Source organism: Moorena sp. SIO3B2, from assembly GCF_010692525.1.
In the GTDB taxonomy this organism is placed as follows: Bacteria; Cyanobacteriota; Cyanobacteriia; order Cyanobacteriales; family Coleofasciculaceae; genus Moorena; species Moorena producens.
This window is the reverse complement of sequence record NZ_JAAHHE010000022.1, coordinates 83159-95561: the sequence shown is the minus strand read 5'-3', so window position 1 is coordinate 95561 and position 12403 is coordinate 83159. Positions and strand designations below refer to the sequence as shown.

The following is a 12403-nucleotide window of genomic DNA, read 5'->3' as shown; positions in this document are numbered from 1 at the left end:
AGGATTTGGCAATTAATCCAAAAGCCCCAAAAATTCGCTGATATTAGTGCTGCAATTGTAGAAGAATACGGGGTTACTCCTGAAGTTTGTGACCCAGATATCGTCTCTCTGCTGGAAAAAATGCACACTAAAGGACTAATCGAGGTCATTGATGAAGCATCTGTGGAAATTGCTCAACCTTAGCCCTAGACTTTATCTGCTCTTGGTAAAAACATTTATCATGTTACTGTTAGTTCGGGTAGGGTTGAAGTTTTTATCCTTTCAAACCTTACACCAGCGCTTAGAACAGATAAGTCACTATCGTTTTACTCACACAGCCAATCTGGTTAAACTTAATCACATCCTGTGGGCTGTAAACATAACTAGCCGTTATATGCCAGGGAAAGTCAAGTGTTTAGCAAGGGCTTTAACAAGCTATACATTAATGGTTCAGTATGGCTATGTTCCTCAATTACGTATTGGGGTTGCTAAGGGAGAATCAGGACAGCTAGAAGCTCACGCTTGGGTGGAAAATCAGGGATTAGTTGTCATTGGTCAATTGCCGGATTTAACTCGTTTCAAAACCCTACCATCCTTAGGAAAGCATTAACCATGAGTGGTATTGTTGGAATTTTTGATCTTGATGGTTGTGCAGTAAAGCAAACCGATCTCACCCAGATGTTAGATACCTTAGCCCATCGGGGAACTGACGGAGCTAATGTTTGGTGTGAGGGGGAGGTGGGATTTGGTCATCGGATGTTGTGGACAACACCGGAGTCTTTGCTAGAAGTCCAACCCCTAGTGGATTCTGAGCGTAATTGTATTTTAACCGCTGATGCTCGCATTGATAATCGGGATGAGCTAATTACTACCTTGGAATTAGCAGAGCAAGAGCCGGAAAAAATTACCGACAGCGATTTAATTTTAGCCGCCTACCACCGATGGGGAAAGGACTGTCCCCAATACCTGTTGGGGGATTTTGCTTTTGCCATTTGGGATCAGTCTCAGCAACAGCTTTTTTGTGCCAGAGATCATCTTGGTGTTAAGCCTTTTTACTATTATTATCAAGCAGAGAAAGCTTTTTTGTTTGCTTCTGAGATGAAGGCTTTATTTTGCCTACCTCAGATTCCTCAACGCATTAACGAAGTCCGGATTGCTGACTTTATTATGTTAATGCTAGAGGACAAGGTTATTACTACTTATGAAAATGTTTTCCGCTTACCTCCAGCCCATAGTTTGATTATTAATCAAACTGAACTGCGAACTTGGTCTTATTGGTCATTAGATCCAAGCAAAGAACTGCATTTAGAATCCGATCAAGCCTATGCAGATGCCTTTCGGGAAATCTTTACCGAGGCGGTGCGCTGTCGTTTACGTAGTGCTTTTCCCATTGGTTCTCAGTTAAGTGGTGGTTTAGATTCCTCGTCGATTACTTGTGTCGCACGGGATTTATTAGCTGAGACAAAAAAGCCGCCATTACATACCTTTTCCTGTGTTTTTGATACCCTCAAACAATGCGATGAACGATCCTTTATTGAGGCAGTATTAAATCAAGGGGAGTTTATACCCCATTTTATTGCTGGCGACCAAATAGGACCTCTCTCAGACATTGATCAGATTTTTGAGTATGAGGATGAGGCGTTTCCTGGCCCCAATTATTATTTTCCGTGGCGATTGACTCAAATTGCTAAAAAACAAGGGGTTCGTATTCTTTTAGATGGACATGATGGTGATAATATAGTTTCCCACGGCATTTATCGACTCACCGAATTAGCCTCTCAAGGAAAATGGGCAGTTTTTGCCCAGGAAACCAAAACATTGGCCCATAACTTTGGTACTTCAGCTAGTACTTTAGTAGAAATTCACGGCATTCCTACTCTACGTAAATTGGCTAAACAGTTTGGTTGGTTAGAATTTATCGAAGCCATCCAGCAAATTCATCGCCACATCGGGCTGTCTCGCAAACAACTATTAGTTCAGCATGGTTTGCGACCAATAGTGCCAGATTTGATCAAAAAGTGGGTAAGGCGATATCAACCTTTCCAGGTTTCTGGTAATAAATCGACACCTTTAATTAACCAAGAGTTTGCTGAACGCATTGGTTTACAAGAACGATTAAAACATTGGTCTACCCCACCATATACCCCATTAACCGTTAGGAAAAACCAATTCCAGGCTTTAAATGCGGGAGTATTCACCTTAGTATTGGAACAAATTGATCGCTGCGCTGCTGCTGCTGGTATAGAAGCCCGTCATCCCTTTATGGATAAGCGGTTAATTGAGTTTTGTTTAGCACTTCCTTCCGAGCAAAAATTGCGTCAGGGATGGAGTAGAATGGTTATGCGCCGTGCTTTGAGGGGAAGCCTTCCAGAGGTGATACAGTGGAGAGGAGGAAAAGGGGATCTCAGTGACAATTTTGTTCATGGTTTACTGGAATTTAATCGCGCCCAACTGGAAGGGATTATGGGAACACCCCTTGAGTCCATTAATAACTATGTAAACACCAACACTGTGCAAAAGACCTATCAAAAATTAATCTCAGCTAAGAATCTAACGTCTCAGGAAAAAATGACTATTTGGCTGGGTGCAAGCTTGACCCTAGCACTCAATAAACTGTCTAAAAATCAGAAGACAGTTTGAGAGTGATTTACGGGTCACAGGGTCAGGTTGTATTTACCAAATCCAAATGTTCTATTATCTACAGGAGATTAGTCAATGACTAAAACTTACACTCAACCCGATCTCATTATTCACGGTAACGTGGAAGAGATCACTCTATCTCAAGGTGTCACAGCTGATCAAGACTTTATCATCTTAACATCGGGAACTATTACTACCAACAGTACTGGTTCCAGTGACTTCACACAACCCTAACTCACCTGAATTAATTATTCATTTGTAGAGTTTGATCAACTTTTTCCTTGTCATCTCTAAGATGACAAGGAAAAAGTAATGGGTGCATATCATCTTTGTAAAAACATCATTGATAAAGCATTCCATTTAAGTAAGCACAGCGTAAAAAAAGAATCTTATTAACATTTTTAATATTCCATTGTGATCCTGATATTTGAAATCGCATTCCTATTTGCTTAATGCCCGATTCAATTGCTCCTGAACCTAGTGAAATAATTCGCTATATCTGATAGTATTCATAGTTAATTATTCGATTTTTATGAGTTTCTCTATAGTTGCAAAAATTTTGTGCTACTTTCTTTTTTAAGCCCCACGGTGCGCGTTCCCTAGCGCTTTGAGAAAGCGCGGGGTCGCACCGCTAAATAACTCTAAAGTCTCTGCCACTTTTCCTGACCAGAGTAACTTTTCTCCTGTCTTGATGCAGTCGCTCATGGGGGAAACTTCTTCTTGGATATAGTCTCTTAAGGTTGTTTCTATATCCTCAAATCTTTGCTTATTTCCTGGGGGTGTGTGGCGATCTAAAAGTTGAGCGACAGCTTTTAAATGTTCTTTTAGCTCTTGCTTTTATTCCGGACTCAAGTTCATAAATTTTAGTAATTATTAAAAATAGTTGACTTCCAATAATATCATGATTTTGATATTTTGGCAAAACTGAGATGCACCCAAAGTAATTGAAGTCAATCAATCTTTAATGCTCATAGATATAACACAGTTTAAGACAGATAATTTATTCTCTGTCTTATTGATTATGGTGGGCCAACGTTTGCCCACCATACTAGGAAGTAGGTAAAAAAAATGACTATACCTCAGATTCATAATTAGTTAATTAAAACAATAAATAATAATGTACAGTTATAGTGCCTTTGGTTTATGCATCCATTCTGAGATTAGGTTACCGGAATTATTACCATCCCAAGGACAGCCAGATCTTATGATCCGTTTTGGCGATATAAAAGACTTATCTCACGAAACTATTAACGAGAAAGAGCGCGTCCTTGGCTACATAGAGGGAGTGGGCAAATTCTTGATTTGTCAGGGTCGAGAAATTACAGTGTATCCCTTAACAGACCAAGACCCCTCAGTAGTACGCCCGACAATTGTAGGGTCTGCTATGGCAGCAGTACTGCGACAAAGGGGATTATTGGTACTTCATGCTAGTTGTGTGAATATCAATGGTAAAGGGATTGCTTTCATGGGAAACTCTGGTGCAGGTAAATCAACCCTGGCAGATGCTTTCCATTGCCAAAACTATCCGGTTTTAACCGATGATGTAATGGCAGTGAATACCACCGCTCAACAGCCGATGGTGTTACCAGCCTATCCTCAATTCAAACTGTGGCAACCAACGGTAGATGCTTTAGGACATAAGCCGGAACAATTGTCTCCTATTTTTGTGGGTGCTGATAAGCTTCGCTATAGGTTTGAGGAGGGTTTCCAAAGCACACCCTTACCTTTAAAACGTATTTATATTTTGGCCTATGGTTCTGAGCATAGTATCAAACCGGTAAACCCTCAAATGGCGTTTGCTGCTTTGGTGCGTCACACCAGGGAAACCCAAATCTTAAATGCTCCTGAAATTGTTAAAGCCCATGTGCAGCAGTGCGCGGCTTTGTTTAAGGAAGTTACGTTTTTCTATCTCGTGCGTCGTCCTGGTTTAGAGGAATTACCAAAGAGTTTGGCATTGGTAGAAAACCATCTGTAAGCATATGCGCTACGCGCACGCTGCTTGAGGTGCCGTCAGCGGTCAGCCGTCAGTAATTAGTCGTAGGGTGGGTTAGGCGGCGAATAGTATAAAACTCACCTTTTAAGATAGCTGTCCGCCGTAACCCACCAATAGTCAATCACTAATCGCTGTCAGCAGATTTACTTGATCAACAGTCTTTCAAAATTAAAAATTAAAAATTAAAAATTAATCAGTTTTGATTTCAAATTTACGTAGTACTGTTCAACTAGCTTCCTATTTACCAAAAACCCTGAGTCTAATTTGGCAATCTGCTCACCATTGGACAATTGCTTGGCTGATTTTATTGGTATTACAAGGATGTTTACCTGTTGCGACATTGTATTTAACGCGATCGCTAGTGGATAGACTAGTCGCAGTTGTAGGGGCTGGATTACAACCGGAGACTATTCGCTTGGTAATGTTACCTATTGCTTTATTCGGGGGAGTATTATTACTCACTGAAATCCTCAAAGGGATTAGCGAGTGGGTGCGCACCGCCCAAGCAGAAATAGTTCAAGATTACATCAGTGATTTAGTACATCAGCAGTCCTTAGCCATTGATTTAGCCTGCTACGAGTCCTCAGAATACCACGACTACCTAAATCGAGCTAGGAGTGGGGCTGGAGGTCGTTCTTTGGCTTTAATGGAAAACCTGGGGATTTTACTACAAAGCAGCATCACCTTGATTTCGGTAATTGCCATTCTTTTACCCTATGGTATCTTGCTACCGATAGCCATAGTAATTGGTACTCTACCGGGTTTTTACGTTGTGCTACGTCTCAATCGCCACCATCATCAATGGTGGCAGAAAACCACCCTAGACCGGCGTTGGCTGGAGTATTATGAGATTGTGCTTACCCATAGTGCGGCGGCGGCGGAAGTGCGTGTGTTTGGACTGGGAACCCATTTTCGCACTGCTTATCAAACCTTGCGTCAACGATTGCGCCTAGAACATCTGCAACTGATTAAACAGCGAAGTTTAGGACGCTTTGGTGCTAACTTAATTACCTTACTGGTGTTAAGTGGAGCTATAGTTTGGATTGGACAGCAAATGCTCCTAGGATTAATTACCATGGGAGATGTTGCCCTATTTTATCAAGCTTTTAACCGAGGACAAGAATTAATGAAATCCTTGCTAGGTAATATAGGAGAAATATATAAAAACAGCCTATTTGTTAGCAATCTTTTCGCATTTCTTAATCTAGAGCCTAAGGTTGTTGATCCGCCTCAGCCTAAAACTATTCCCTCATCCTTGCAGCAGGGAATTCGCTTTCGACAGGTAAGTTTTAAGTATCCCGGTAGTCAACACCTGGTGCTAGAAAATTTCAACTTGACAATTCCCGCAGGTAAAATTGTGGCGATTGTCGGGGATAACGGTGCCGGTAAAACCACTTTGACTAAACTACTGTGTCGCTTTTATGACCCGGAATCCGGCAGTGTAGAGCTAGATGGTGTTGACCTGAAAAACTTTTCGGTAGCAGATCTGCGCAAGGCAATTACAGTACTGTTTCAATTTCCCCTGCGTCATGTGGCTACCCCTGCTGAGAATATCACCTTTGGTAATTTAGCAGAATCAGCAAACTTACCAGCGGTTGAAACAGCAGCCCAAGCCGCCGGGATTCACGAGCGAATTTTACGACTTCCCCAAGAGTACAATTCCTTGCTAGGAACATCTTTCCCAGGAGGTGTGGATCTTAGTGGTGGTGAGTGGCAAAGGTTAGCACTAGCAAGAGCTTTTTTTAGACAAGCTCCGATTATTATCCTAGATGAACCAACCAGCGCCATGGACCCTTGGGCAGAAATGGACTGGTTAAATCGTTTTCGTATCTTGGCCCAAGGACAAACTGCTATTGTAATCACCCATCGCTTTACTTTGGCGATGCGGGCTGACTTAATTTACGTGATGCGAGACGGAAAAATTGTCGAGTCCGGTAGTCACGATGAATTAGTCACTCAGGGAGGGCTTTATGCCGAGTCTTGGCAAGCACAAATGTATAGTAGCGAACGGGAAACAGACCAGGGCATGCATCTCAGTTTTACACAAATACTCCGATTGAAGGCTAAAAAACTTCTCCAGTTCCCTGAGTTATAGCAGTTCTCAGGACGAGTGAGCGACATTGCTTATCCCTTTAAGGCAATAGGCAATAGGCAATAGGCAATAGGCAATAGTAAAGAATTAAAGTAGGGTGGGCAAAGTAATATAATCATTAATACTCAAAACAATCAAACGGTTTTTGCCCACCCTACAAAGACGAATTAAAGTAGGGTGGGCAAAGTAATATAATCATTAATACTCAAAACAATCAAACGGTTTTTGCCCACCCTACAAAGTGACCGGTATTGAAAAAATTTGAATTTAATATAAATACAAAAATTGCTAAAATCAGGCTTGGGTATTGCTCCTCAATTAGTCCGTCCAGAAGCTAAACTGTTATTGTGCTGTGCCCGTACTAAATTAGACCCTGACCTAGTTGATCAGATCCAACTATTAGTCCAGCAGGATTTAGATTGGCTATGGATTGTTGGGATGGCACAGCAGCAGAAAGTACTGCCTTTATTAGTTAGAAATCTTAGTTACCTAGAATGCACTCAAATTCCCTCTGATTTATGGCAATATATGCAAGCTAAGGTACGCTCAATTACCTTATATAATTTGTCTCTTACTAGAACCCTGGTTAAGCTATTACCCCAACTAGAAGCTCGCGGTATTGCCGCTATTCCCTATAAAGGGCCTACTTTAGCAGCAGCAGCCTATGGTGATTTAGCTTTGCGGGAGTTTGTTGATTTAGATTTACTAGTTAGCGAACAGGATTTTGAATCAATTAAAGAGGTTTTGAGAACTTTAGGGTATCATTTGGGTAGCTTCAGCTTTTCCTGGTCGCAAAATTATGTCCATGAGGGGACTCTAGTTAACCTTGATGTACATCGTAATCTGACTCAACCCTATTTTCCGTTTCGCCTTGATTTTAAGGCCCTGTGGCAGGACAAACAGCCGATCCAACTGATGGACCAGACCGTAGAGCATCTGGCATGGGAAGACTTGCTAGTGGTGTTGTGTGTTCAGGTAGCAAAAGATGCCCATCATCATCAAAAAGAATTATCGAAAGTTTGTGATATTGCTGAGGTGATCCGCGCCTATCCTAATCTAGATTGGGAAAAGGTTTTAGCCCGTGCCACTGCTTGGGGAGGAAAACGACTACTTTTGTTTGGACTATGTCTAACTCATGACTTGTTAGCAACTCCCCTACCCCCATTCATTTGGCAGAAGATTAAGTCGGACTTGGTGGTGCGAGTTTATGCAAAACTAGTGGGGCGACATATTTTGTCAGAGGAGGATGTTTATAGTTCCCGGGGAAAATTAGGGATGCTATTGCGGGGATTGATGTTGTTAGAGTCTCCCTTATTGCTAAGCCATAGTAATCAACAACTCCTTTCTCATATAATACTAGCAAGATTTAGGCAAAAGTTTGGGTATTCCGTACTTGTTATGCTAAATAAACACTTTGACAAAGGGAGCAGGAATCCCCCCTAACCCCCCTTAGTAAGGCAGGGAGCAGGGAGCAGATAATAGGCAAGAGGCAAGAGGCAAGAGGCAAGAGGTAAAAAATCCTGTGTACCTCATAGCTATAAGAAACGCTAGATCAGCCCATAATTATTCACTAAACGTAAATTAAGGATTAAACGTTTTCTACCAATTAACATAATTTTCCTGAAAGCTATCGATTAGTAAGAATAACTAAGTGGAACCTAACTAAGGGCTTATTTTCCGAATTGGTTTATAAAAAACTATCAACATTTAAATCGGGGCTACCTACACCTTAATTAACTAAACTACTAAACTCAAATTAAATACTAGCTAGTTATTACTATCTAGATCCTTACGTTTAGGAGTGGGCTTCGATGGTCCTGTTGATCTCAGTCTCTCCCCATACTACTTTTCTAAGGTTTTTATGTCAACGCCAGGAAAGGGAGTAATGGGGAGATGTTGTGTCTATGGTTTTAGGGAGTCGGGAGTCGGGAGTCGGGAGTCGGGAGTCGGGAGTCGGGAGTCGGGAGTCGGGAGTCGGGAGTCGGGAGTCGGGAGTCGGGAATAGGGAAAAAATTATGTGTACCTCATTACTATGATAAACACTCGATTTTCACTCTAAATTATTTACCTAAAAAATTAAGCTTTTCTATGAAAAAATTACTGGTAACAGGCTCCTCAGGATTGATTGGGTCTGAAGTTTGTGGTTATTTTGCTCAGCAAGGTTGGCAAATTCACGGTATTGATAATAATCAACGGGCTGTTTTCTTCGGTTCCCAAGGGGATACACGCTGGAATCAGCAGCGGTTGCAAGAGACAATTCAAGACTTTGTTCATCATGAATTCGATATACGCGATCGCAAAGGTATTTTAGACCTAATGGCGCAGCTCAAGCCAGACGCGATTGTACATACAGCAGCCCAGCCTTCCCACGACCGCGCCGCAGCAATTCCTTTCGCTGACTTTGATACCAACGCAGTGGGGACTTTGAACTTGCTAGAGGCTGCGAGGCAATCTTGTCCAGAGTCGCCCTTTGTACACATGTCTACCAATAAAGTGTATGGCGATCGCCCCAATACCATTAAGCTTAAGGAACTAGACACCCGTTGGGATTATGAGGACCGGGTTTACACCAACGGCATTCCTGAAAGCTTTAGCATCGATCAATCAAAGCACTCTTTGTTTGGGGCATCGAAAGTTGCTGCTGATGTGATAGTGCAGGAATATGGTCGCTACTTTAATCTGCCCACAGCTTGTTTACGGGGTGGTTGTCTGACCGGACCAAATCATTCCGGTGTGGAACTCCACGGTTTCCTCAGTTATCTGGTCAAGTGTAATCTCGAAGGTCGGGAATACAAGATTTTTGGCTATAAGGGTAAGCAAGTACGGGATAATATCCACTCTCTGGATGTGTCGCGGTTTATTCACGCTTTTATCGAAGCACCTCGAATTGCTGAAGTTTATAACATCGGTGGCGGAAAAGGCAATAGCTGTTCAATTCTAGAAGCGTTTAAGCTGGCAGAGAAGTATAGTGGTAAAGCGATGCACTATACCTATCTACAAGAGAATCGAATTGGCGATCATATTTGCTATTACTCCGATTTGAGTAAGATGCGCGAGCATTACCCCAGTTGGGATATTTCCGTGTCCTTGGAAGAAACAATTCAGCAAATTGTGGAATCTTGGCAAGCTCGTTTGGCTAAATCAGCCGTAACCGTTTGAGTATATATAGTGTTTGTATCTGGGTTGTAAACACACTTCTTGGGGCAAAAGGCAAAAGGCAAGAGGCATGCATGCTAGAGGGGAAAGAGTGCGTAGGGTGCGTTAGGGGCGGACTTGCCCTTATTTTTCACCTCGTAGCCAGCGTTGGGATAGTCCGCCCCGTAACGCACAACCCTTGGGCGAGCCCTCATTTTCTCGGTCGCCAGTGTTAGGTTGCTGCCTGGGAAATGAAACGGGCAAGATGCCCGTTCCACGCCTGATGCCCGTTCCACGCCTGATGCCTGTGCCACGCCTGATGCCCGTTCCACGCCTGATGCCCGTTCCACGCCTGATGCCTGTGCCACGCCTGATGCCCGTTCCACGCCCGGAAAATCTTGATAACGGGCAAGATGCCCATTCCACAAAACTCTTAAAATCATTCCATTATTAAGCAACGCCCCCTCTCTTTCCCAGATCCGCTGCTCCCATCAATTCTAGTTTCACATCTGATTTTAAAACGCTATATATTTGCTGACTAATTAATAGTAATTGTGACAAAACTCAAAAAACTTATTCCTAATTTCCGATCGCCAGCCTATGTTCTGGTCGGGGAGACAGCCCGGAGAAACTGGTGGCTGATTGGGATGAACCTGATTACTAATCTCGTCAGTGCTGTCCTAGAGGGCAGCACCCTAGGTGTTATTTATCTGGCCGTGGGTTATCTAACCGGGACTGATGACCCTGGAACAGATACACCAACTAATCCCACAATAGCTCAAATCCTTGCTAAGATTCTGCCTTTGCCACCAGAGCAAATGTTTTTAATATTAATCTTTGGGGCAGTGGTGCTGCAAATCGGCTTAAGTCTGAGTAACTATCTCAATAAGGTATCCACAGCTTACCTATCGGCCAAAGCACAGCCCTATGTGACGGGCAAAGTGTTTGAACGGATTATGACCTTTAGCTATGGCTGTGTCAGCCGCTATAAGGTCGGTGACCTAGTACTTTTTACCAATGATGCGGCTTTCGCAGTCGATCAAAATATCACACAATTCAACAATCTGGTGGTGAGTGTGTCATTCTCCTTGGTGTACCTGGTTATTATCGTGGGTCTATCCCCAATCTTGGCAGGGGCGGCAACGGTGCTGATCCTGGCGGTGGCTTATGTGCAGTACAAGCTGATTCCCCGATTACGACGAGTGGTAAAGCGGGTGACCGCAAGCCAGGTGGAGTCGGCTAAGTATATTACTCAGAGCATCCAGGCATTGAGGTTGTTGCATACCTTTGGTACCCAGCCACAGACACTAACGGGGGCAAATCAGATATTAGGTAAAATCGAGAAACAACTAAAAAAGCGGGCATTGGTCTTTTACCTGCCGGAGCCAATTTTAGAGACTTTGCCCATGGTAGCCCTGGGAATTTTGGCGGCTTCCGCAGTACTATTTGAAGGGGGTAAGGCGACAATCCTACCCCTGTTGTTGACCTTTTTGCTGGCCTTGCAAAGGTTATCGGGGCGCTTGAGAGCAACTTCAAACACAATTACAGCTTTTGTGGATAACAGCGCCCGGATGGTACGGTTAGAGACAATTTTAGACCAGCGGGATAAGGTATTTGAGCACTCGGGCACTGAGCCGTTTACACGGCTAAGGGAAGATATTGAGTTTAAGTCTGTAAGCCTTTCTTATACTAACGATGATAACCTTGCCTTGAACAATCTCACCTTTACTCTGCCCCGACATCAAGTAACTGCCTTAGTCGGGGAGTCGGGGGCAGGTAAGTCTTCGATTATAGATTTGTTCATCGGACTGTATCAACCGACGGCAGGACATATTCTAGTCAATGGTCGTCCTCTAGCAGACTATTGCTTGGAAGACTGGCGGCAACAGATCGGGGTGGTCAGTCAAGATACGTTTATTTTTAATGACAGTATTTTAGAAAATTTGCGTTACGGTCGTCCCTCAGCAAGCTTGGATGAGGTGGTGGAAGCAGCGAAAGCAGCCCAAGCCCACAAGTTTATTTTAGCGTTGCCTGATCGGTACGAAACGGTGGTGGGTGAGCGGGGCTATAAACTCTCCGGTGGACAGCGGCAACGATTGGCTCTGGCACGGGCATTAATTAAGCAGCCAGAGATTTTAATCTTGGATGAAGCCACCAGTGCCTTAGATAGTGAATCAGAGAAGTTGATTCAGCAGGCATTGGAACAGTTCCAGAAGGAACGAACAGTGATTGTGGTGGCACACCGACTTTCGACCATTGCTGAGGCTGATCAAATTCTAGTGCTAGAGCGGGGACAGCTTGTAGAGCACGGTACCCATAACTCGCTTTTGCATCAAGGTGAGCGCTATGCACGCTATTGGCAGTTGCAGAGTAGCCAGGTGGCAGCTTAAAACAGTAGCTTGAGGCAGGGCTGTTTCATTCTTGACCCTAAAATTGATCAGGGAGTGGGGAGTGGCTCACAGGGGTAGGTTTTTTACATTTGGGTCGGGAATCGGGAATCGGGAATCGGGAGTCGCTCATCAGGGTAGGTTTTTAACTTTCACCTCAGGTGTGGGGTGTGGGGT

Annotated in this window: 11 protein-coding genes and 1 pseudogene; 10 read left to right on the top strand and 2 right to left on the bottom strand. The window is 43.4% G+C overall.

Annotation, left to right across the window (positions count from 1 at the left end; translation table 11 throughout):
* The 4 genes from F6K38_RS07510 to F6K38_RS07495 all read left to right on the top strand — a co-directional run.
* Nucleotides 1-183 (top strand): PqqD family protein (locus F6K38_RS07510; RefSeq protein ID WP_287356394.1); only part of this gene is annotated, 183 nt, incomplete at its 5' end.
* Nucleotides 152-589 carry a lasso peptide biosynthesis B2 protein gene (locus F6K38_RS07505; RefSeq protein ID WP_287356393.1) on the top strand — a complete coding sequence of 146 codons (438 nt, stop codon included), beginning with the start codon at nt 152-154 and terminating at the stop codon, nt 587-589. The genes F6K38_RS07510 and F6K38_RS07505, both read left to right, overlap by 32 nt.
* A 2-nt stretch (nt 590-591) precedes the next feature.
* Nucleotides 592-2619 (top strand): lasso peptide isopeptide bond-forming cyclase, encoded by a 2028-nt coding sequence (locus F6K38_RS07500; protein ID WP_287356391.1) that lies wholly within the window; start codon nt 592-594, stop codon nt 2617-2619.
* A gap of 75 nt (nt 2620-2694) precedes the next feature.
* Nucleotides 2695-2853, top strand: coding sequence for a lasso peptide (locus F6K38_RS07495; RefSeq protein ID WP_009149818.1), 159 nt, complete (start codon nt 2695-2697; stop codon nt 2851-2853).
* A 106-nt stretch (nt 2854-2959) separates the two neighbouring features.
* On the opposite strand, the pseudogene F6K38_RS44105 reads toward F6K38_RS07495, so the two are convergent.
* Nucleotides 2960-3312, bottom strand: a pseudogene (locus F6K38_RS44105) (hypothetical protein); the annotation flags it as partial.
* Nucleotides 3313-3736: 424 nt separating this feature from the next.
* Here F6K38_RS44105 and F6K38_RS07480 point away from each other — a divergent pair.
* The 5 genes from F6K38_RS07480 (at nt 3737) to F6K38_RS07460 (ending at nt 9863) form a co-directional block, all read left to right on the top strand.
* Nucleotides 3737-4594, top strand: a complete 858-nt coding sequence (locus F6K38_RS07480) for a hypothetical protein (protein ID WP_009149819.1) — start codon at nt 3737-3739, stop codon at nt 4592-4594.
* Nucleotides 4595-4811: 217 nt separating this feature from the next.
* Nucleotides 4812-6707 (top strand): ABC transporter ATP-binding protein, encoded by a 1896-nt coding sequence (locus F6K38_RS07475; RefSeq protein ID WP_287253566.1) that lies wholly within the window; start codon nt 4812-4814, stop codon nt 6705-6707.
* A gap of 282 nt (nt 6708-6989) precedes the next feature.
* Nucleotides 6990-8147, top strand: a complete 1158-nt coding sequence (locus tag F6K38_RS07470; protein WP_009149821.1) for a nucleotidyltransferase domain-containing protein — start codon at nt 6990-6992, stop codon at nt 8145-8147.
* A gap of 418 nt (nt 8148-8565) precedes the next feature.
* Nucleotides 8566-8709 (top strand): hypothetical protein, encoded by a 144-nt coding sequence (locus tag F6K38_RS07465; RefSeq protein WP_287253564.1) that lies wholly within the window; start codon nt 8566-8568, stop codon nt 8707-8709.
* Nucleotides 8710-8792: 83 nt separating this feature from the next.
* Entirely contained in the window at nt 8793-9863 is a 1071-nt protein-coding gene (locus F6K38_RS07460; RefSeq protein WP_009149822.1) for an NAD-dependent epimerase/dehydratase family protein, read from the top strand.
* 120 nt (nt 9864-9983) lie between these two features.
* On the opposite strand, the gene F6K38_RS07455 is transcribed toward F6K38_RS07460, so the two are convergent.
* Nucleotides 9984-10265: a hypothetical protein gene (locus F6K38_RS07455; RefSeq protein ID WP_287254177.1), complete on the bottom strand. Its 282-nt coding sequence runs from the start codon at nt 10263-10265 to the stop codon at nt 9984-9986.
* Between the two features lie 128 nt (nt 10266-10393).
* Between F6K38_RS07455 and F6K38_RS07450 the strand changes: the two genes are divergently transcribed.
* A complete protein-coding gene (locus F6K38_RS07450; protein ID WP_287293819.1) occupies nt 10394-12229 on the top strand; it encodes an ABC transporter ATP-binding protein in 1836 nt (611 codons plus the stop codon).
* The last annotated feature ends 174 nt before the right edge of the window (nt 12230-12403 follow it).